At 43.1% G+C, this 22,113-nt stretch carries 14 protein-coding genes; 6 read left to right on the forward strand and 8 right to left on the reverse strand.

Translation table 11 applies throughout. From position 1 onward, the window contains the following. The first annotated feature begins 382 nt into the window (after window positions 1–382). Entirely contained in the window at window positions 383–1,138 is a 756-nt protein-coding gene (locus IQP38_RS15525; RefSeq protein WP_017634222.1) for an SDR family NAD(P)-dependent oxidoreductase, read from the forward strand. A gap of 429 nt (window positions 1,139–1,567) precedes the next feature. Beyond that, window positions 1,568–2,449: an NAD(P)-dependent oxidoreductase gene (locus IQP38_RS15530; RefSeq protein WP_054574330.1), complete on the forward strand. Its 882-nt coding sequence runs from the start codon at window positions 1,568–1,570 to the stop codon at window positions 2,447–2,449. A 485-nt stretch (window positions 2,450–2,934) separates the two neighbouring features. Here the strand turns inward: IQP38_RS15530 and IQP38_RS15535 are convergent, their stop codons facing one another. From IQP38_RS15535 to IQP38_RS15550, 4 genes are all read right to left on the reverse strand, one after another. Then, window positions 2,935–4,692: a sodium:solute symporter family transporter gene (locus IQP38_RS15535; RefSeq protein WP_017821226.1), complete on the reverse strand. Its 1,758-nt coding sequence runs from the start codon at window positions 4,690–4,692 to the stop codon at window positions 2,935–2,937. A gap of 450 nt (window positions 4,693–5,142) precedes the next feature. Next, entirely contained in the window at window positions 5,143–5,766 is a 624-nt protein-coding gene (locus IQP38_RS15540) for a bifunctional 4-hydroxy-2-oxoglutarate aldolase/2-dehydro-3-deoxy-phosphogluconate aldolase (RefSeq protein WP_171342559.1), read from the reverse strand. A 78-nt stretch (window positions 5,767–5,844) separates the two neighbouring features. Continuing rightward, on the reverse strand, window positions 5,845–6,777 hold the full coding sequence (locus tag IQP38_RS15545; RefSeq protein ID WP_167415983.1) for a sugar kinase: 933 nt from the start codon (window positions 6,775–6,777) through the stop codon (window positions 5,845–5,847). A gap of 34 nt (window positions 6,778–6,811) precedes the next feature. Further along, window positions 6,812–7,147, reverse strand: coding sequence for a cupin domain-containing protein (locus IQP38_RS15550; RefSeq protein ID WP_005450851.1), 336 nt, complete (start codon window positions 7,145–7,147; stop codon window positions 6,812–6,814). A 421-nt stretch (window positions 7,148–7,568) separates the two neighbouring features. On the opposite strand from IQP38_RS15550, the gene IQP38_RS15555 reads away from it, so the two are divergent. The 3 genes from IQP38_RS15555 to IQP38_RS15565 all read left to right on the forward strand — a co-directional run bounded on the left by IQP38_RS15555 (window position 7,569) and on the right by IQP38_RS15565 (window position 13,976). Continuing rightward, window positions 7,569–9,734, forward strand: coding sequence for a heparinase II/III domain-containing protein (locus tag IQP38_RS15555; protein WP_193837724.1), 2,166 nt, complete (start codon window positions 7,569–7,571; stop codon window positions 9,732–9,734). A gap of 2 nt (window positions 9,735–9,736) precedes the next feature. Further along, window positions 9,737–11,902, forward strand: coding sequence for a heparinase II/III domain-containing protein (locus IQP38_RS15560; protein ID WP_193837725.1), 2,166 nt, complete (start codon window positions 9,737–9,739; stop codon window positions 11,900–11,902). A 322-nt stretch (window positions 11,903–12,224) separates the two neighbouring features. Next, window positions 12,225–13,976: a polysaccharide lyase family 7 protein gene (locus tag IQP38_RS15565; protein WP_193837726.1), complete on the forward strand. Its 1,752-nt coding sequence runs from the start codon at window positions 12,225–12,227 to the stop codon at window positions 13,974–13,976. Window positions 13,977–14,446: 470 nt separating this feature from the next. Here the strand turns inward: IQP38_RS15565 and IQP38_RS15570 are convergent, their stop codons facing one another. Together IQP38_RS15570 and IQP38_RS15575 are read right to left on the reverse strand one after the other, a co-directional pair. After that, entirely contained in the window at window positions 14,447–16,012 is a 1,566-nt protein-coding gene (locus IQP38_RS15570; RefSeq protein ID WP_017821221.1) for a polysaccharide lyase family 7 protein, read from the reverse strand. 76 nt (window positions 16,013–16,088) lie between these two features. Continuing rightward, window positions 16,089–16,862 carry an oligogalacturonate-specific porin KdgM family protein gene (locus tag IQP38_RS15575; RefSeq protein WP_053307760.1) on the reverse strand — a complete coding sequence of 258 codons (774 nt, stop codon included), beginning with the start codon at window positions 16,860–16,862 and terminating at the stop codon, window positions 16,089–16,091. Window positions 16,863–17,431: 569 nt separating this feature from the next. Between IQP38_RS15575 and IQP38_RS15580 the strand changes: the two genes are divergently transcribed. Then, complete coding sequence (locus IQP38_RS15580; protein WP_017821220.1) at window positions 17,432–19,177, forward strand: hypothetical protein; 1,746 nt, start codon at window positions 17,432–17,434, stop codon at window positions 19,175–19,177. Window positions 19,178–19,405: 228 nt separating this feature from the next. Here IQP38_RS15580 and IQP38_RS15585 read toward each other — a convergent pair whose 3' ends face one another. Next, window positions 19,406–20,449, reverse strand: a complete 1,044-nt coding sequence (locus IQP38_RS15585) for a polysaccharide lyase family 7 protein (protein ID WP_017821219.1) — start codon at window positions 20,447–20,449, stop codon at window positions 19,406–19,408. A 197-nt stretch (window positions 20,450–20,646) separates the two neighbouring features. Then, window positions 20,647–21,936, reverse strand: coding sequence for an MATE family efflux transporter (locus IQP38_RS15590; protein WP_025998585.1), 1,290 nt, complete (start codon window positions 21,934–21,936; stop codon window positions 20,647–20,649). Between the last annotated feature and the right edge of the window lie 177 nt (window positions 21,937–22,113).

Below are 22,113 nucleotides of genomic sequence, written 5' to 3' on the forward strand. Positions count from 1 at the left end.
TTCCCTACCCGCTTAAAACTCAACCTCTCGACAAAGTTCTCCAACCATCACTTGGCAAGCCTAAATGAAATCATAAGTTTGGCAACAAAGACCCACTGTTAATCGGCTTTCTTTCTACTTGAAACAAACCTCAGCCCAACGAGCTAAGCCGGCAGCTATATGCTCAATTGTTTATATATCCCGATTCTCCTGACTAGATACAAATCATGCACGACCGTAAAAGTCGATATATGCCACTGGATGAGTCAGCATCTCAAAAAAGTACGTGATCGACTTCTCATTGTTGGTGTTTCTCTGTTTATTAAAACCATTTGTATTACAATAATACCCTATGTTAAATGAAAAATCCTTTCCAACTCTACAAACATGAGAGAACACCATTATGTCTACTAAAATTGCATTTATTTCTGGTGCTACTGGCGGTATCGGCTTCCAAGTGGCAAAGCGTCTTGGTCAGGATGGATACACGGTCATTCTAAACGGCATTGAAGATGAAAAAGGTTCGGAGTGTGTCTCCAAACTACATAACGCAGGGATTGAGGCTGAATACTACGGTTTTGACGTTACAGATGAACATGCCGTCGATGAAAACATCAATGCTATTGGTGAAAAATACGGCAAAATCGATGTTGTCGTTAATAACGCAGGTGGTCTTGGTGGTCGTAGTCCTATTGAAGGTATGGAAACTGCTTTTTTCCGTAAAGTCATGGCTTTAAACCTCGATAGTGCATTCTTCGTATCACGCGCAGCGATTCCATTTCTAAAAAAGTCTGATAACGCATCAATTATCAACTTCACTTCAAACGCTGCTTGGAATGCAGGTGGTCCAGGTGCAGGTATTTACGGTACATCAAAAGCCGCCGTTCATACATTAACTCGCGCTTTAGCTAAAGAGTTAGCTCCGGCAGGAATTCGAGTCAATGCAGTATCTCCTGGCACTATCGATACACCATTCCATGCTCAAATCAAAGCAACCAAGCCTGAAGTATTTGCTTCTTGGGCAGACAGTATTATGCTTGGACGCCTAGGCCAGCCAGAGGAAGTCGCCTCTGCTATCTCTTTTCTGGTAAGTAAAGATGCATCATTCATTACCGCAGAAACACTGCAAATTGGTGGTGGTCAAGCTTTAGGCATTTAGTACCAATAAGTCTTTTTACCTATCAGTAAGTACGCTTTAGTACTGATTTGATAACGGCCGCAGTATGTTTGTACTGCGGCTTATCCTTATACCACCTCGCCTTTCACCCCATCTGGAACGTTTCACCCATTTTTGGTATAGACAGTATTCCTCTAGCTGAAACAAAATCACTTGTATTACAATAAATCTTATTTTTACGTTATTTAAGCCTCCTAAAGGCTTTGTTCACGATAAAATGGAAGCGTGATGAATCCGCTTTTCTTATATACACTGATGAATAAAACCCCCACAAACCTTACTTACATCTCACTTTTAGAAAAAATTCATCCCAAGCCCGCTATGCTCATAATTTTCAATTGCAAAAGCCACAATAGTCATTATGATTACTAACAAGCAATATAATCATACAATAGTATTTTTGGAGTTAAAATGACTAAACCTATCATTGGTTTCATCGGCCTAGGCTTGATGGGCGGAAACATGGTTGAAAACCTACAGAAACGTGGTTACGAAGTTGCTGTAATGGACCTCAATAAAGATGCTGTTGACGCAGTACTAGCTCGTGGAAACGCTTCTGAAGCTTCTTCAGGTAAAGAGCTAGCAGAGAAAAGTGATATCGTGATGCTGTGCCTAACAACATCTGAAGTTGTCGAAAAAGTTGTTTACGGAGACATTGGTGTTCTAGCTGGCATGTCAGAAGGTAAAACACTCATCGACTTCGGTACATCTATTCCAGCTTCAACGAAGAAGATTGGCGCTGACCTTGCTAAGAAAGGGGCTGGTATGATTGATGCGCCTCTAGGTCGTACACCTGCCCACGCAAAAGATGGTTTACTGAACATCATGGCCGCAGGCGACGTCGAAACATTCAATAAGGTTAAGCCAGTGCTGGACGATCAAGGTGAAAACGTATTCCACCTTGGTACACTAGGCTCTGGTCACGTAACTAAGCTTGTGAATAACTTTATGGGTATGACAACCGTAGCAACAATGTCTCAGGCATTTGCTGTTGCTAAACGTGCTGGTGTTGATGGTCAACAATTATTCGACATCATGTCTGCAGGACCATCAAACTCACCATTTATGCAATTCTGTAAGTTTTACGCCGTAGATGGCGAAGAAAAACTAGGCTTCTCTGTCGCAAACGCAAACAAAGACCTCGGTTACTTCCTTGCTCTATGCGAAGAGCTTGGTACAACTTCCCTGATTGCAGAGGGCACTTCTAGGAGTCTACAAGCAGCAGTTGATAAAGGCCTTGGTCAAAATGACGTTCCAGTCATCTTCGACTACTTTGCAGAGCTAGAAGCTTAGTCACACTCAGTTGTAACTAAAAGCCCAGCTACCAATGTAGCTGGGCTTTTTTTGTTTTTCCCCAGACGCTCATCACTCCTTGATACCCTAGCCACTCCTTTAAAGTTTTGCAGGGCAGCCTCTTCCAATTCTCTTATATATTTTCCACTCACACTTCAAAACCTCTCTCCTATTTCTGGCGTACGCCTCATTAAAGCTACGTCTGATTTAATGCTTTTTCTTTGCTAAGAAGGCACACATATTTATTTAAATAGACAAAGCATCAGGTTTGGGGTGTAAAGTGTAAACACGGCGTGCAAAGAAAGTTAGATTGCTTTTTCGCTTTAGGCTGACGACTCTAATGTGAATATAGTCGCACCTTATTGGGAGTTCCCCAATACAACGAATAACAACAAACGATGCGCCACGCTTTCTCAGTCAGCTTGATCAAAAAACCCCACGGCTTTAACACCGCGGGATTTTTCATTGAGAGTCTTTAACTTTGGTTAGCTTTTCGCGTTAGCTAACTTTGGGCTTTTAGGCCCTCGTGCTGCGTTCACCAATAGAACACCCACCGAGAGAACAATCGCACCACACAAGATAAACAGTAGTCGACCTGATGGTTCGTTTGGAATCAGAGCCATCGCTAGAATACCGAAGCCCGCTACGCTGATAAGTTTACCAAGCATGCCACGCTGTTTTGTATCTAAGTTCTGCTGCTCTTCGCTGTCAGCCACAAGTGGCGTGTTCCAGTTCTCGAACAATTGGTCCACTTCTTTCTCACGTTCAAGTGATAGACCTTTGTAGAAGCGCGTTGTCAGCAAGAAGAAACCACCGGTGAAGATAACGTGTGCCGCTAAGCTCAAGCCAACTTTTAGGTCTGCCCACTCACGTCCTGTAAACGCTTGCTCTAGACCGAATAGGCGCTCTACATCTTCTGCTTGTAGTGAGATACCGAAGATGTAAGAAACAAAGCCACCAACAACCAGTGTTGCCCAACCAGCCCAATCCGGCGTCTTACGAATCCACATACCAAGTAGTACAGGAATCAGCATTGGGAAGCCAATTAATGCACCGACGTTCAGTACGATATCGAACAGGCTCAAGTGACGTAGTGAGTTAATGAATAGACCGATACCAATGATGATGAAGCCCATCACGATAGTCGTTGCTTTACTCACGATAACCAGTTCTTTTTGCGACGCTTGTGGACGCACAATCGGGCTGTAGAAGTTCATCACAAAGATGCCCGCGTTACGGTTAAGACCAGAGTCCATTGAAGACATGGTCGCCGCAAACATTGCTGACATCAGAAGACCCACCATACCTGCTGGCATTACGTTTTGTACGAATGCTAGGTAAGCTGCATCACCACCTACTGAGCCGTATTGCTCTGCGAAATCAGGCATAAATGCCGCAACGTACCAAGGTGGTAGGAACCAGATGATAGGACCAACAATCATCAGCACACATGCAAGACCTGCAGCTTTACGTGCGTTTTCACTGTCTTTTGCACATAAGTAGCGGTAAGCGTTGATGCTGTTGTTCATGACACCGAACTGTTTAACAAAGATGAACACAACCCAAAGGATAAAGATACTGAAGTAGTTCAGGTTGTTACCCAGCATGAAGTCGCCGTGGAAGTTCGACACGATGTTGCCAATACCGCCACCATGGAAGTATGCCGCCACCGCACAAGTGATCGTCACTGCCATGATAACCAGCATCTGCATAAAGTCAGATGCAACAACTGCCCAAGAGCCACCCGTTACCGCCATTAGCATTAGCACTAAACCCGTAACGATGATGGTCGCTTCCATAGGAATGTTGAAGACCGCTGCCACGAAAATCGCAAGACCATTCAACCAAATACCGGCTGAGATCAAGCTGTCTGGCATACCAGCCCAAGTGAAGAACTGCTCTGAAGTCTTACCAAAACGTTGACGAATTGCTTCAATCGCCGTCACTACACGTAACTGACGGAACTTTGGAGCAAAGTAGAGATAGTTCATGAAGTAGCCAAATGCGTTGGCTAAGAATAGGATTACAACAACGAAACCGTCATTGAACGCGCGTCCTGCGGCACCTGTAAACGTCCATGCTGAAAATTGCGTCATGAAGGCGGTAGCACCTACCATCCACCATAACATCTTACCGCCCCCTCGGAAGTAGTCACTGGTTGAGGTAGTGAACTTACGGAACATCCAACCAATTGCAACTAAGAAGAAGAAGTAGGCAAGAACAACAAGAGTATCAATAGTCATTTTTTCAGCCTTTCAAGTTTGATCATTTTCTAACGTCTAGACTACTCTTCTCACAACTCCATTTGTACTACAATAAGCTTTAATTGTGATCTAAAGCATAAGTTATTCAACGAAAAGAATACGTCAAACCCCTTACTTTCTTAGACCAATGGCTTTCTAGGAGATAATTGCCACTCAGAACACCTCAATATATTGTAATACAAATTGTCTAGTTGAAATTTATTAGAGTATGGAATATTTTTCTTCTTCGCGCTTTGTCTGAAGATCAAAAATGCGCGGCATTTCTTTGAAGGAAACGTAATGAGATGTTTCGAAAAAATTTGATAGAAAGTAGGATTTATATGAATGCGATTCTTAACTCTCGCCTCTTTCAAACTTTCAAACACAAAAAAGCGAGCACTGAGGCTCGCTTTTCATTCTTTCGCTAGTTTTATCGGGGTGTTACGACACTTATGCTACGTGAGCTACTGCGTCGCGAACCAGTGTCCCTAGTTCATCCCACTTACCTTCATCGATAAGTTTTGTTGGAACCATCCAAGTACCGCCACATGCCAGTACTGAAGGGATAGACAGGTACTCGTCTACGTTACCTAGGCTCACGCCACCTGTTGGCATGAATTTCACTGGGTAAACCGCCGTTAGTGCTTTAAGCATACCAACGCCGCCAGATGGCTCAGCAGGGAAGAACTTAAGTGTACGCAAACCCATTTCCATCGCTTGCTCAACTAGGCTTGGGTTGTTTACGCCAGGTACGATAGCCACGCCTTTGTCTAGGCAGTATTGAACCGTGCGAGGGTTAAAGCCAGGGCTTACGATAAAGTCCACACCAGCTTCGATCGCTTGGTCAACTTGCTCGTTAGTCAAAACTGTACCCGCGCCAATCAGCATTTCAGGGAACTCAGCGCGCATCGCTGCGATTGCGTCCGCTGCACACTCTGTGCGGAACGTGATTTCTGCGCAAGGCATACCGTTTTCAACCAACGTGCGGCCTAGAGGGATCGCATCTTCTGCTTTGTTGATGGCAATAACAGGAATTACTTTTAGGTTTGCTAATTGTTCGTTTAATGTCGTCATAAGAGTGTACTCGTCGTCGTTAACTTGAGTTCAATAAATCACTGCGGAGCGCCGATTACTCAACGCTCCGCAAAAGAATTACAAAGGAAGATCTGGCATCACTTCACGTGGAATGATGGCACCTTTATGTTGAATTACCGCGCCAGCCATACAGTGGCCAGAGTAAGCCGATTCCGCTGCATTGCCGCCAGTCAAACGCTTCGCCAAGAAGCCCGCACTGAAAGAATCACCAGCCGCTGTTGTATCAATCACGTTGTCGACTTTGTTTGGCGCCACGTATTGCGCTTCGCCATTCGCCACAACCAAGCAATCTTTGCTACCACGTTTGATGATGATTTCATCCACGCCCAGTGCAGAGGTTCTCTCGATGCACTGTTCTAGATGCTCGTCACCGTAAAGCATTTGCTCATCTTCAAATGTGAGCAGTGCGATATCTGTGTGCTTAAGGATCTTAAGGTACCAAGACATGGCATTCTCGCGGCTCTCCCACAATTTAGGACGGTAGTTGTTATCGAAAATAACCTTACCACCTTGTGCCTTGAAGCGCTCAAGGAAGCCAAACAGTTGCGTCTTACCTTCTTCAGTAAGGATCGCTAATGTAATACCGCTCAAGTAAACCGCATCGTACGAGTAAAGTTTGTCGACTAATTGCGGAGACTCATTTTGCTCGAATAGGAACTTAGCGGCCGCTTCGTTACGCCAGTAGTGGAAGTAACGTTCGCCAGTTTCATCGGTTTCGATGTAGTAAATACCTGGTTGCTTTTCTTTAACGGAAAGAACCAGACTAGTATCGATGCCCTCTTCTTGCCATGCTGATAGCATTTCTTGGCTAAAAGGATCGTTACCCAGAGCCGTTACATAGCTGGTTTTGATATCGTGAGCTTTGGTCAAACGAGATAAATACAGTGCGGTATTCAACGTATCACCACCGAATGACTGCTTTAGCTGACCTTCCTTTTTCTGTAGCTCAACCATACATTCGCCAATGACCGCGATGTTTAATGATTTCATGTTGTCACCTTAGCAACTGAGGTTGCGCTATAGATTATTTTAAGAAGTCTTCACGAGCTGGGTTGAAGATGTCTAGAAGAATGCTGTCTTGCTCTAGTGCAACCGCACCGTGCATCATGTGCTTACGAGCAAAGTATGCGTCGCCTTCTTTAAGTACTTTCTTCTCGCCTTCGATTTCTGCTTCAAAGCTACCACGTACTACGTAGCCGATTTGATCATGGATTTCGTGAGTATGCGGAGCGCCAATCGCACCTTTGTCGAAACATAGGTGAACCGCCATTAGGTCATCTGTGTAAGCAACAATTTTACGTTTGATACCGCCGCCTAGCTCTTCCCACGGGTTCTCATCTAATACAAAGAAAGAATTCATCGTCATACTCCTAAAAAGTCTCTATTAAAGCGAACCCTACGGCACTTCATTCTTAACCATGCTTTTATTAAAAGGTTCTCTTAAAAAAGCGTCGTATTGATAAAAGTGAAACGCGAAGCGAAAGGGTCTGCTGTCGAATTGGTAACGAGCATATCCGATCTATTTTAATTGTCATACAATATATCTAAAAATATGTGATATTCATCAAACGGTGCTCGTTAAAGCATTCCACTTAACGATTGATAACGCCGAAACATCAGCCACAACAAGGATTGCCACAACAATACAAATCAATAAGTTAGCTAAATTCGCGTGATTTCACTCTACCTTTTTGCCACAAAAACTACACCCAAACTTAATATTGTATTACTTTATGGGAAGTTTAAGAAAACAACACACTTCATCTGAGGGTGGTAAAGAAATGACTACACAACCGATTTTGTTGACTGAAGCAGAAGTCGAACTACTAAGAAAGGAAGTCGGAAAGCCGAGCTTAATGGGCAAATCCATTGAAGCGAATCGCAAGGAACTTGAAGCCTTCATGCGTCTGCCTCTAGACGTACCAGGTCACGGCGAAGCAGGTGGCTACGAGCACAACCGCCACAAACAAAACTATACCTACATGAACTTAGCGGGTCGTTTGTTCTTGATCACTCAAGAAGAAAAGTACGCGCAGTTCGTTAAAGATCTTCTCGCTATTTACGCAGAGAAGTACCTCACCTTTGATTTCCACGTACAGAAAAACACTAACCCAACAGGTCGTCTTTTCCACCAGATCCTTAATGAACACTGTTGGTTAATGTTTACTAGCCTTGCTTACTCTTGCGTGGCATCAGTGATGACGGAAGAAGAGCGCACAGCCGTTGTTGAGCGCATTTTCGAACCAATGCTAGACATGTTCACAGTAAAATACGCGCACGATTTCGACCGTATTCACAACCACGGTATCTGGGCAGTTGCGGCTGTTGGTATTTGTGGTCTAGCTATTGGTAAACCTGAATATCTAGAGATGTCGGTATACGGTCAAGACCGTGATGATACCGGTGGCTTCCTAGCGCAAATCTCACAACTGTTCGCCCCTTCTGGTTACTACATGGAAGGCCCTTACTACCATCGTTATGCGATTCGTCCAACTTGTGTATTTGCAGAAGTAGTACACCGTCATATGCCTGAAGTAGACATCTACAACTACAAAGACAAAGTGATTGGCAACACAGTACAAGCGATGCTGGCAACGGCTTACCCGAATGGTGAGTTCCCTGCCCTAAACGACGCATCTCGTACCATGAGCATTACAGATATGGGTGTTCAAGTTGCGGTGAGCGTTTACAGCAAACACTACGGTATGGATGACAACATCCTAGGCATGGCGAAGATTCAAAACGCAGTTTGGATGCACCCTTGTGGTCTTGAGCTTTCTCAAGCCTATGATAAAGCCATCGCAGACCGTGAAATCGGCATGCCTTTCTGGCCGAGCGTGGAACTTAACGAAGGTCCAACTGGTAACAACGGTGCACAAGGCTTTATCCGTATGCAGGATAAAACCGGTGATGTGTCACAGCTTGTGATGAACTACGGTCAACACGGCATGGGACATGGTAACTTCGATACGCTTGGCATTACCTTCTTCAACCGTGGTCAAGAAGTGCTGCGTGAATACGGCTTCTGTCGCTGGGTAAACGTTGAGCCTAAATTCGGCGGTCGTTACCTAGACGAAAACAAATCCTACGCACGTCAAACTATCGCGCATAACGCGGTAACGATTGATGAGCAATGTCAGAATGGTTTCGATGTAGACCGCGCTGATTCAGTGCACGGTTTGCCTCACTTCTTCAAAGTAGAAGGCACTGAAATCAACGGTATGAGTGCGTTTGCGAACGACCATTACCCGAATACAGACATGCAGCGCAGTGTGTTCATGCTTAACCTCGATGAGCTTGAAGCACCGCTACTGCTAGACCTTTACCGCATCGAAGGTGAAGGCGAACATCAGTACGACTACTCTCATCAATACGATGGTCAAATCGTACGTACTAACTTTGATTACCAAAGCTTTGGTGAACTGAGCACGCTTGGCGATGATTTCGGTTATCAACACCTTTGGAAAGTAGCAAGCGGCAAAGTGCAAGATACGGCGTTGGTTAGCTGGCTACAAAACAACACCTACTACACTTGGTTAGGCACAAGCAGCAGCGCGAAACAAAACGGTGACAATGAAGTTATCTTCACTCGCACTGGCGCCAATGACCCGAGCTTTAACCTACGTAGCGAACCAGCATTCATTCTACGCAGCAAGGGCGAATCGACGCTATTTGCTTCTGTGCTAGAAACACACGGCTACTTCAACGAAGAGTTTGAGCAGTCGGTGAATGCACGTGGTCAGGTGAAAGATATCCGCGTCGTGGGTTACAACGCCGTTGGCAGCATCGTAGAAATCACGACTGAAAAATCACTGGTTACTGTGATGATCAGCAATGTGCTAGGCGCTGACGACCAAACCCCACACCAAGTAGAATTGAACGGTAAAACCTACAGCTGGAATGGCTTCTACTCTCTAGAAGTAAACGTATTCGGGCAGGAGAAATAATAATGAGCTACCAAACCCAGTCTTACCAACCGCTATTAATGAACTTTGAAGAAGCGGCAGAACTAAGCAAAGCACTTGGCACGGATAGCCTATTAGGAAATGCACTCGCACGTGACATCAAACAAACTGACGCTTACATGGCCGAGGTGGGTATTGAAGTTCCAGGTCACGGCGAAGGCGGCGGCTACGAGCATAACCGTCACAAGCAAAACTACATCCACATTGATCTAGCGGGTCGCCTATTCCTTATCACTGGCGAACAGAAATACCGTGATTACATCGTGGACATGCTAACGGCTTACGCGAAGGTTTACCCGACGCTAGAGAGCAACACCAGCCGCGACTCTAACCCTCCGGGTAAGATCTTCCACCAAACTCTTAACGAGAACATGTGGATGCTATACGCCTCTTGTGCGTACAGCTGCATTTACCACACATTGGAAGAAGAGCAAAAAACACTGATTGAAAACGACCTGTTCAAACAAATGATTGAGCTGTTCGTGGTCACTTACGGTCACGACTTTGACATCGTACACAACCACGGTCTATGGGCAGTAGCAGCTGTAGGTATCTGTGGTTACGCAATTAACGATCAAGATGCGGTAGACAAAGCGCTTTACGGCTTGAAACTGGACAAAGTGAGCGGCGGCTTCCTAGCTCAGCTAGACCAACTGTTCTCGCCAGATGGCTACTACATGGAAGGTCCTTACTACCACCGTTTCTCGCTACGTCCAATCTACCTATTCGCAGAAGCGATTGAACGTCGTCAGCCTGAGCTTGGTATTTACGAATTTAACGACTCGGTAATCAAGACCACGTCTTACGCAGTATTTAAGACGGCATTCCCAGATGGTACTTTGCCAGCACTGAACGATTCATCGAAGACGATTTCGATCAACGATGAAGGCGTAATCATGGCAACGTCAGTATGTTTCCACCGTTACGAGCAGTCTGAAACGCTACTTGGCATGGCAGACCACCAGCAAGACGTTTGGGTTCATATCTCAGGTAAAACATTGTCTGACTCGGTTGCAGCAGCAGACAACATCAAACCATTCAACTGGGGTAGCCTATTCGTAACAGACGGCCCAGAAGGCGAAAAAGGCGGCGTAAGCATTCTTCGTCACCGTGACGAGCAAGACGACGATACGATGGCGCTTATCTGGTTTGGTCAACACGGCAGCGATCACCAGTACCACTCAGCGCTAGACCACGGTCACTACGATGGTCTGCACCTGAGCGTGTTTAACCGCGGTCATGAAGTGCTGCACGATTACGGCTTTGGTCGCTGGGTAAACGTTGAGCCTAAATTTGGCGGTCGTTACATCCCAGAGAACAAGTCTTACTGTAAGCAGACAGTCGCGCACAACACAGTAACGGTTGACCAAAAGACGCAAAACAACTTCGACACAGCGCTAGCAGAAACCAAGTTCGGTTCTAAGCACTTCTTCAAAGCTGATGACGAAAAACTGCAAGGCATGAGCGGTCGTATTTCTGGTTACTACAATGGTGTAGACATGCAGCGCAGCATCATTCTTGCTGAATTGCCAGAATTCGAAAAACCACTTGTGATTGATGTTTACCGCATCGAAGCAGATCAAGAGCACCAATACGACCTGCCAGTGCACTACTCTGGTCAAATCATCCGCACGGATTTTGAATACGATGTAGAAAGCACGCTGCGTCCAATGGGCGAAGACAACGGCTACCAACACCTATGGAATGTGGGTTCAGGCCAAGTTGAAGGCAGCTCACTGGTAAGTTGGTTGCACGACAACAGCTACTACTCGCTAATCACAAGCGCAACAAACGGCGGCAAAGTGTTCTTCACTCGCACTGGCGCAAATGATCCAGACTTCAACTTGAAGAGCGAGCCAGCACTGATCCTACGTCAATCTGGTCAGAACCACGTATTTGCTTCTGTGCTAGAGACACACGGTTACTTCAACGAGTCTATCGAAGCATCGGTTGGCGCTCGTGGTCTAGTAGAGTCAGTAACCGTCGTTGGCAACAACGAAGTGAGTACCGTGATTCGTCTGCAAACCACCACAGGCAACACTTACCACTTCGCTATCTGCAATCTAGATGAAGACAAACAGAACGCGGCACATCGCGTTGAGTTCGACGGTGTGGCTTACACTTGGGAAGGCGCATTCGCACAAATTTAATCTTTAGCTAGTCACTAAAAATTAATGTAAAAATCGGGAACTAATTCAAAGCCGGACGTCATGTTCGGCTTTTTTTGATTGTTTACATGACTCTACATGAGCTTATCAATTAGCGTTTAATCATAGTAAAACCGTTAATAACTCTTAGGAAAAACAGACATAACTTAACCTTACGCCTTATCAAAGACACCACTTATAGATATAGAACTCTTCTGAGATTTAATTAACACTTTTACTATTTAACTTATGACTAAACTACTCCCCAACAACACTAAAATGATATTGTATTACAAATATTAGATAGTGTAAGAGACGTACTACTGTGTTTATAAAATCAACTAAATTGCTTCTAATAAGCTTCTCTGGGCTTGGATTAATAGGGTGTGGAGGAAATACCTCCCCTACAAGCCAAGATGATAAACCAAATATTCCACACCAAGAGCATGTAGCACCATACTCAATAGCAAAATTTCAAAACATATTGAGTAATTCAGATTTACAAGTATCAGATCCCAATGGGAAGGAGGGAAATAAAACCAGTGACGTCAAAAATGGAGCATTCTCGGATTATAAGAGTGACCACTTTTACGCAGAAAAGGATTCCAATTACCTTGTCTTTAAAATGTCGAACTACAAAATGCGCTCAGAAGTTCGTGAGCGAGAAAACTTCAACATTTCAGAACAAGGCGTCTCTAGAACTTTGTATGCAGATGTTCGATTACCAGAGATTAACCTTGCAATGGCTAGCTCCCCTGCAAACCATGATGAAGTCACTTTCCTGCAAATTCATAACAAAGGCACAGATACTTCTGGTACAGGTGCTATCCCACACCCTTTGTTACGAATCGTTTGGGAACAAGAACGAAACAGTATCACTGGTCATTACTGGGCGGTAGTAAAGAACAATGCCATAGATTGCAGTCTACCTTCTAGCGCATCAGATTGTTATGCAACATCATACGATCGTTATGATTTAGGAAAAGCCGATCTCAACGCATTCACGCGATTCGAAGTAAAAATCGGAGAAAACACATTAACCATTAAAGTGAACGATGAGCAAAAGGTAAATGTAGATGTATCCTACTGGCAGCACCTCCTGAGCTACTTTAAAGCCGGAGTTTACAACCAGTTTGAAAACGGTGAAGCAAAGGTACAATTTAAGCAGTTAGGACTAACCGAAACTGACCATACTGATTCAATAGCTTGGAATATTGACGATTGGAAATTAACCATTCCTACAAGCAAAAATGATTGGTATGGTTTTGGCGGTGACAGCGCGACTGAATTAGAGCCTGAGCGTTGTAATTCAAGTAAAGATCCTCTGTCTAACGAAGAGAGCGTTTACCAACGCGAGATTGATTTATCATACTTCAATGTTATTGACGGTAGCATGCATTTCCGCGCCGATATGGGTTACGGCACGTCAACGGCCAACTCCAGTTACATCCGTTCAGAATTGCGAGAGCTCTACATCAGTACTAACTCCCCGGATTGCAGCACCAGCGATGAAGAGACAAGTTGGTATATTGAAGATAGTCGTACCGGTGCAACTTCTCATACGCTAAACGCAACACTAAGAATCAACGAATACCCTAAAATCGACGGTCAATTACCAAAAGTCGTGGTAGGCCAGATACATGGTTGGAAAATCAGCCAAGCACTCGTGAAGCTACTTTGGGAAGGTGACAATAAGCCAGTCCGAGTTATTCTGAACGATAACTACAAACTTGATAACAACAAAGACTGTACTGATTGCAACGCATTCAGCGTTAAGCTTGGTACCTACGCGGTAAACGAAGACTGGCAATATACGATCCGTGCCGATAAGGAAGGACTGTTTTTAGCCACCTACGATGCAGATGGCAGTAATATGGTCTCGCACACACTGAAGTGGGGAGAAGCATACTCAGACACCGCTAACAACAAGTCCTATACTCTGACTGAAAGATGGGCGTCGCCTGATATTGCGTTTTACTTCAAAGCCGGAATTTACCCTCAGTTTAAACCTGATAATGCATATCGAGGAGAAATCTTTGATGTGAGCTTTAGTGCTTTGAGCACTCTTCATCAATAGTCATTTCAATCTCTTAGCAATAGGCTTGCTACTTTGCTCTAAAGCAACGAACAAAGCTCATACCGCCGCCACGGGAAATTTATTTTCTCGTGGCCTCTTCTTTTAGAACACCACAATTCAACTCGCTTCACGCATAGTGTTTCCTTCTACGATAAATATATAAGTCAACCTCCACTTAGGCAGCTTAAAAACAGCTTCTATAGTTTCATGAGATATTTATCTACCCTAACGCTGAGCTATTTTAAATTTAACCAATTAAACTACTCTAATATACATTCGCACTTAAAAATAAACATTGTCAGAAGATAAAAGCAATCAATAATTATTACTTATCTATGGTGATAAATTTTTAAATTAATTTATCTATGTCAATTAAAATAATATTTGAGCTGTTTTATTCTTCTATAGAAAAAAAGCCCTCAGCTACAAAGCCGAGGGCAAAGGACTTCAATCAACTAAAAGTGATAGAACTAGCCTTGGTACTTACCAAAAGATTGTTTTAATTTATAGAAAGTAGCTTGTGCGTAATCATCTGGATTACCGTACATATTCTGGTTATAGACACCGGCTTTAAAGTACATATATCTGCCACCTTCGTCATAGCCACTGTCACTCATATCTACGACTTGAACAACATCATCTTTACCATCACGTTTTACCGTAACTGTCATTGTGTTGCCTTTCACATCAATGATGTAGCTGAATTTTTCACCTAGCGCGATGCCATCGTCACCGATTTCACCAGTCATATCACCCACTAAGCTGTAGTAATCCTCTGTTCCAGTTTTGGTTTTTTCGTGAGCAAAGTAAACTGTACCTGTTGGTTGGTCTGGTAGCTTACGATAATAAAGACGAATTGGCTCATCATCTTTGTCATGAATCTGGCCGATAATAAAGCGGCCAACTTCATGCGACTGACCAGTTGTGGTTGCGTGGTCAATCTTCAGAGTAGCTTCAAGCGTACCGTCTACACCACCCGCTTCTTTTTGATCTTCAACTGGTGCAGAACTGAATACCCAGTTATTAGGATTTACACCTTTTGTGCTGTAAGACTTATCACCAGCACGAAGCATGGTACGTAACTCAGTTCGCGCGTATTTAGTGTTTTCAGAAGTTCGAGCGCCTTTCACATAGCTCTTGAATACCATTCCGCCATCATCTGCTGTGTAGAATATATCAGAGTGTTGGAAGCCGTTAGCCAAGTCCCACTCATCAATATCATCAGCACGACCATCTTTGTCATGGTCGAAAGGTGTCGTCAGTTTCCAACGTGTTAAGTCAAAGTTTTCACCCGGAGCATTTGTAGCGAGTGGCTCTTTCGGTAACGTAGGGTAAGGCATCGCTTTAGAAAGATCACACGTCACAGTCGTTTCACAAGGACGGACGATTGGTGCTCCAAAGTCGCCTTTACGATTCTTTTTGAGTAAATCCTTTTGTGCCTTTTGCTCCGCTTTCATTTGCGCAATCATAGCCGCTTCAGCGTTAACGACGTCATCAGTAATGATGTGACTTGCCGGACAGGCATTAATTCCGCAATTAACTGCCGCTAACTCAGTAACTGAGTTCCATTGGTTTTTGCTATTACCGTGGCCAACGTAACGAACATAGCGTGCTTTTACTGCAGGCTCAAACTGGAAGCGCTCTAAGCCAAGTGCGCGACCAGAGCTTTGCGCACCCTCAATAACCGTCACCCAGTTTTCACCATCAGTACTAAACTGAACATCAAATTTGCTGACGCGTTCGTTACCTTTGCTGAACGAGGCTTGAATTGCGTCGAACTCATAAACCGAGCCGTAATCCAACATCGCCCACTCACCATCACCATTTGCTGACCAACGTGTCATAATATCTTGGTCAAACAACTGCTCTGGAACATTACCATCATGACTACTCGCCGTTATCGTAACGGGAGTCAGAATATCAGCACCAGTTTCTTGGTTGTTTGGAAATGGATCTACCATGGTCGCCGTACTATTACAGCCCACAGCAAGTAAAATAGAAGAAGCTAACAAGCTTTTGAAGAAAATATGCTTCATGTAATCTAACACCTACAATATAAAAATGAATTAACAGCTCTTTTGCTGTAACAACAATTAGGCAATAACACTCGGGTTAAAAGCTGTATTTAAGGCCAAGGCGTGTTCTCAATTGGCGGTCATCCGTGGTTGAACCATCCTTACCTTTGACATTCCACAATTCAAAGTAAGGACGGAAATCTCCCATTTGGTAACCAACAATTAAGCCAGCATCCCACTCAGAATCTTTCCAATCAGATAAACGCACTTCGTCATAGTTTTTGTTGTAGTTGATCTCATAGCTCAGCTTGACGTTATCAAGGTACTCGTTATCAAACTGACGCATATCGTAAGAGCCTGTCAGTGTCCACTTACCTTGTTCAACTGTTTTCCCAGCAACGCTTACCGAAGTACCATCCGTTAGTGTTTTGTTACCTGCACCATCTGAATAAACTTGAAATTCGTGTCGGTAACGTAAAGCGGTACTTAAGCCAAAAGAGGATTTGTAACCAACACGAACTTGTGGTTTATAAGTGGTTTTTTCGTCATCATCGCCAAAAGTAATAGGCATCCCTGGTTGGATAAACCATTGTTTATTTATTTGGTAGCGAACTCCCCAATCAAACTCAGAATCACCAGCAACGAGTTGATCCCAAAAATGCGAGTTGTCGTAGCTATGGAATTTTTGTTCAACACCAAAGTTCAGTTTGGTCTGATCGTTAATTTTAGAACTACCACTAATTTTGATACGTTGGGCATAAGTTTCACTCTCATGCTTATATTCTGCGCGATAGTCTAAAGTTGCTGCGGAAACCGCTCCCGTCATTAATGTGGAAGCAACGAATAGGGACATTGTTGTAACTGCTTTCATGATTATATCTCTCTGTATATATTTTTTGGGATACCACTTAAATCCCTGGATTTGATTCAACACTATTGAATTAATGTATGACAAATACTAGTTAATTCATCATGAGAGTTCTGTGATATTAATCATGTAAGTGCCCCTCAACTGACAATTTGTATTATTATATATTCAAAAGTGTTAGCTATGTCTGATTCTAAAACGACCTTTGTAGACATCACTTACAGAGAAATGTTTTAACTCGTTTCATATGATAAAGAAGAAGATTAAAAAATATAAACAACAATAAATTCAATGACTTAAAATAAAAAATCTTGATGTAAAATCAAATTTCTTTCCTAAATCACCTTTAGTTTTTGCTGTTTCTCTATAAAGAAAGCCCTCAACCTCATAAAGGTTCAGCTCTTATTGATGTTGATATTCAACTATTTTGTGTGACTTATTCATCACTTCAGTGAGCGATCATTGTATCTAGTGTGAGTCGGATCATTCTATTGATAAAACCATCTAGATGACAGAAATTATTTGTCTAACAATATTACATAAATAAAAACACATAGAAGTGAGTACCTACCATGCAAGTAACAAAAATTGCAGCAGCAATTGCTATTTCCACAGGTTTGTTAACCGGATGTAACACTGATTTAAGGGATGCACCATCGGCCCCCCCACCAACAGAAACTGAGTCTGAGTTGAGCCAAGGTATGTGGGATATTTCAACACCAGCCACTGTGGCGAAATCCGATGATGAGCACGACCTGCCAAACGTCTATGTCTTTGAAGACGGTACGCAAAAGTATTATAACGATGATGATAACTTCGGTACTTACACAATCTACACTTCAACTTATACCGAAGATAAAGATACAGAGACGCTTACATTCAACCTTTATGACGAGAGCGATCTAAGTAACCCCACCGAGTTAACAGGGACTTATGAAGTTTCAAACGGCATGTTAACCATCTCAGGAACAAATGACGGAAACTTCACCGGTAACGATGAATCAGAAAACGATGCGGTGAAAGATGCAGTTGCAGCGGCAAATAATGACGCTGGCGATAACAACGTCGTACAAATTTTGGATACCAATAAAGGTGGAACAGAAGAAGACACCGGTGAGTTACGAATCAAGCTGTCTGATTCAACGAGTGTTTCAGAAATTTCAACAGGCCGACTAACTGTAGATCTAACTTACCAGCATCATGAAGAAACAGAACAGGAAGCCGACGGTTCTGGTGACAATGCTTACATCTCATTTTATGCAGCAAAAACCTCGAATTCCAACTTGCATGGCGAAGTGGCATTTGAAAACGGCAAAATCAAATACCGCGATGCAAGTGGAAACTTGACGGAAACAGGCGACACGTTTGAGTTAGGTGAAAACCTCGCGATAGAAGTCAGTTGGGTAGAAAACTTCTTCTCTTTTTCGGTTAACGGTAAACAAATAGGTGAAATGTTACCTGTCGCTGATGGCACCGCTGTAACTTATGTATCACTGAGACTAGGTGATAATGGCAACACTACAAACTTTGAATTAAATGCAGACAACTTGAAGATTTACTCTAGTGATTCGGGCTCTGAAGTGTTGGTTCTAGAAGAGGATTTTGACAACTACATTCCAGGCTTAGACCTCGCGACAATTTACAACAGTGCATCAAGCGAAGCGGTTGTCATTTCAGACGGAAGTTCTAATCCTGATAAACCGTCAGAAGACGTGAGTGAAAACTTTGACTCATACCCAGTAGGAACAAATATCAGTTCAGCAAACTCTAGTTGGAAAGAATACAATACGGTTGCTGATGACTCCTCCACCTTGACGTCCGTGGCTGTAGTAAGTGATGATGTATCAAAGAGCGGCGCTAACTCTCTGCTAATATCCGACACAGATACGACCAACAAACCATACGTTACGCGCGAGTTTTCAAACGGAGCAACATCAAACGGTAGCGTGTCATTCGATGTTTACATTCCGTCAGACAACGAAAAAACTACATACATTAATGTTGGCTCAGGTAAAAACAACTCAGATCGTTACTACGAATTGAGAATTTCGGGCAGTGGTAAAGTTGAAGCCGAAGCAGGATCAGATGACGTAGAAATAGGCACTATTACGACTGACGCTTGGAACTCAATGTCCCTAGCTTGGGATGGTGATGAGATTAACGTTTCTATTAATGGAAAAACGGTTGATGCGCCAAGCCAGTCCGAAACAGGCTTAGACGCAACGAATACACCATCACAACTGACTATTTATGTAGGGGACACAAGTGGTGCTTCAACAAAAGCATATTTCGATAACATCGATTCAAAGCAACTCTAGTGTTATTTTGTAGCACTTGATACTAGGCCAGGCTTTCGAGCCTGGCTTTATTTTTTTACCTCTTCAGAAGAACAAAATTCAACACAATACTCTAAATTCAAGCCAGTCCCAGTGATTGCTTGCTCTATCTTGTTTCTTACCTTTTAAAGAATTCCACTGAAAACAAAAGCCTCATCAAATCGATGAGGCTTAAGTAGAAATCGAGTAGCTCTTAGTTTTCTATTAGTTTCAATTTTGATTTAGCTTGAGCTTAGAAAATGTCACGCTGTTATAGTCACCGTTTTTCTTGTCGACTGAAAAATCACCGGTGCCCGCACATCCTGTACCCCACACAGGGTGAGACTCACTGACGCTACATTGACCATAAGCTCCTGCTTTAAAATAGAACATGTCTTCTGCGTAGCCATGCTCAAAGTCCTTACTATCAATCCCCTTACTGAGATCTATGGAATAATTCACTGTCTCGTGGCGTTCTGTTTCAAACGTCAAGTTCATCATAGTTCCTTGAACTTCTATCTTGTAGCTGAACTCTTCACCAAGAGCGATACCTGCTTGGCCTGGTTCTTCAAGGTTATCCCAAGTATTTCCCCATACTGGATATGCAATATCAATACGATTTGGATCTTCCTTCGCTAGGTTACGCTCGTAGTTCCAAAATACAGAGCCCATTTTGTGTTCTGGGAATTTTTTATAGAAGATTTTAATGGGTTCATTTCCATGTCCATAACCTTTACCCTCTTTTATTCTTGCATCAATTTTTTTCGCGTGGATTTGACCGACAACAACAGAATGAGCAGGCCCTTTTTCTGGAAATTTGGCGTGTTCAGAAACATGGTTCACTTTCAAGGTCGCTTCCAACGTTCCACCTACGCGACTGTGTTTAGCAGCCTGAGGGTGGCTCGATAAAGCCCAATGGTTTGCTAAATCATCGGTTTGAATAGAAAAGTCAGCGCCACGAGGCATTTCACGTAGTTCAGAGCGTGCATTCTTCGAGTTTTTTGTCGTTACCGCTTTATTCTGCACTTCAAATACCAAGTTGCCTTCTTCGTTCAAGAAGAAGAAGTCTTTGTGTGAATAACTCAGCATCGCCACACCCTCGATTTCGTCCACTTTTCCGTCTTCATTGATATCTGAAGGAATAGTGATCTTCCAGTTTCGCATATCAAATTTATCGGCAGGGACTGGATAATCAACGCCATTATTTAAATCAGAAGCGATAGCAAGAGTTGGTAAGGTAACAGCCATTGCGGCTACGAGTAGATTGAGTTTCATGTTTAAACCTTATTATATGTAATATTGTCATACATATAATAAGGTTTGCAAAGGAATGATTCGAGGAAAGAAGTTATGATGTGCTCTATTGATCACAATTTATAAACTCGATAAACCCCAAAATGATAAGCTAGACATACTCCTCTTTAGTCCATAGCATCTACGAATCTTTTCGACCTAATCCCAAAGTCATAGGATCAATCGTACATTAGCTTGTCTGCCTTATTAATATCGAAATCTTTCAGAGACTTACGTGCTAAATGCCTAAATGGCCATGCCTTAACAATTTCTTCAAACGGCATGATTGCAAACACCCAAAATACTGAAAGATCCAAGTATAAAATCATCAAAGCACATAACGGTATTGAGATTACCCACTGACCGGTAAAGTTAATCTTAAACACCTCCGTTGTTTTACCTAACGCTCTCAAAATATGACCATGAACGGTGTTATAGCCACGTACTATCGGTAGCAGTATGTAAAGTGGAGCAATCGCGGATAACGCTTTGTAAGTACTCGGGTCTAAGTCGGGATACAAATCAGGAAGCACGAAACTAAGTGCAAAAAAGAAAAATGCTGAAACGAACGAGATCATCACGGCCATATCAATACTAATATCGACATTGTTACGCAGCTCATCCATTTTTCTTGATCCAATTGCTTGGCTAATCGTGATTGCCGATGAATGCGCCCAAGCAGTAATGAACTGAGTACCCGCTTTGATCCAAGGCATCACGATAGTCATAGCGACATAAGCATTTAAGGTCAGTTGCGAGTACAGCAACATGTATATCGTTGCGCCAGTTTGTAACATTGTGACGTTCGCCGCGACGGGGAAAATCTCTTTAAAATGCTTATGTATATTGCTTTTCAATGACGCATCAAGCTTCTTAATAGACAAGATGATAGAATCATCAAGCTTAATGCACATGGTTAAATATAACAGCCGAATACTAATAGCAACCAAACTACCCGCCGCGGCGCCTTGAACGCCAATACCTTCAAAATTAGTCAGGCCGTGAATCAGAACATAAGACATCGCCACGTTGACTGGCAATTCAATCAAATAGCCTTTAAATGGAACTTTGGTCCGTCCAAGCGCATTGAACACCGCAATCATAACCTGAGTAATGGCATTGAATATGACGATGAACTTAGCAATTGCAAGGTAGCATTTTGTCTCCGCATAGAGATCAACGTTATCCGTCAACTTACTGATTAACGCTTCATCAAAGACAGTAATCAACAGCCAGAATAAGGATGCGACTAGAACGTTGATAACTAAAGCTGCCCAGAAACCTTTATTTAACGATAGATAATGACCAGAGCCTACGGCACGGCTAAGTACCAATTGAGACCCATTTGCTAGAGCCATTTGGATACCTAAAACAAAAGAAACTATTGTTGTAGCAATCCCCATAGCAGCAAGTGAAACTTCACCTAATGGCGTAACAAGCAGCGTATCAATCATAAGCATTGATTGCATCAACAAAGCATTAAGAGCAAGCGGCCAAGCAAGAGATAAGTTTTTCTTTATATATGGTTGAGAAAACATTAGTAAACCTTTGTAATGAGGTTAAACGTTTAAACTAAAGAGCTCTGTCATTAGGCAAAGTTCATGACAAAAAGAAACGACAGAAAACTCTTTTTAGTCAACAAAAAT

Origin of the sequence: Vibrio sp. OPT41, assembly GCF_015163595.1 — a bacterium.
Lineage (GTDB): Bacteria > Pseudomonadota > Gammaproteobacteria > Enterobacterales > Vibrionaceae > Vibrio > Vibrio alginolyticus.

What these genes read in the sequence shown, in the direction of transcription:
- IQP38_RS15525 (WP_017634222.1), top strand. Translation starts at nt 383, where the DNA reads ATGTCTACTAAAATTGCATTTATTTCTGGTGCTACTGGCGGTATCGGC.
- IQP38_RS15530 (WP_054574330.1), top strand. Translation starts at nt 1,568, where the DNA reads ATGACTAAACCTATCATTGGTTTCATCGGCCTAGGCTTGATGGGCGGA.
- IQP38_RS15535 (WP_017821226.1), bottom strand. Translation starts at nt 4,692, where the DNA reads ATGACTATTGATACTCTTGTTGTTCTTGCCTACTTCTTCTTCTTAGTT.
- IQP38_RS15540 (WP_171342559.1), bottom strand. Translation starts at nt 5,766, where the DNA reads ATGACGACATTAAACGAACAATTAGCAAACCTAAAAGTAATTCCTGTT.
- IQP38_RS15545 (WP_167415983.1), bottom strand. Translation starts at nt 6,777, where the DNA reads ATGAAATCATTAAACATCGCGGTCATTGGCGAATGTATGGTTGAGCTA.
- IQP38_RS15550 (WP_005450851.1), bottom strand. Translation starts at nt 7,147, where the DNA reads ATGAATTCTTTCTTTGTATTAGATGAGAACCCGTGGGAAGAGCTAGGC.
- IQP38_RS15555 (WP_193837724.1), top strand. Translation starts at nt 7,569, where the DNA reads ATGACTACACAACCGATTTTGTTGACTGAAGCAGAAGTCGAACTACTA.
- IQP38_RS15560 (WP_193837725.1), top strand. Translation starts at nt 9,737, where the DNA reads ATGAGCTACCAAACCCAGTCTTACCAACCGCTATTAATGAACTTTGAA.
- IQP38_RS15570 (WP_017821221.1), bottom strand. Translation starts at nt 16,012, where the DNA reads ATGAAGCATATTTTCTTCAAAAGCTTGTTAGCTTCTTCTATTTTACTT.
- IQP38_RS15575 (WP_053307760.1), bottom strand. Translation starts at nt 16,862, where the DNA reads ATGAAAGCAGTTACAACAATGTCCCTATTCGTTGCTTCCACATTAATG.
- IQP38_RS15580 (WP_017821220.1), top strand. Translation starts at nt 17,432, where the DNA reads ATGCAAGTAACAAAAATTGCAGCAGCAATTGCTATTTCCACAGGTTTG.
- IQP38_RS15585 (WP_017821219.1), bottom strand. Translation starts at nt 20,449, where the DNA reads ATGAAACTCAATCTACTCGTAGCCGCAATGGCTGTTACCTTACCAACT.
- IQP38_RS15590 (WP_025998585.1), bottom strand. Translation starts at nt 21,936, where the DNA reads ATGCAATCAATGCTTATGATTGATACGCTGCTTGTTACGCCATTAGGT.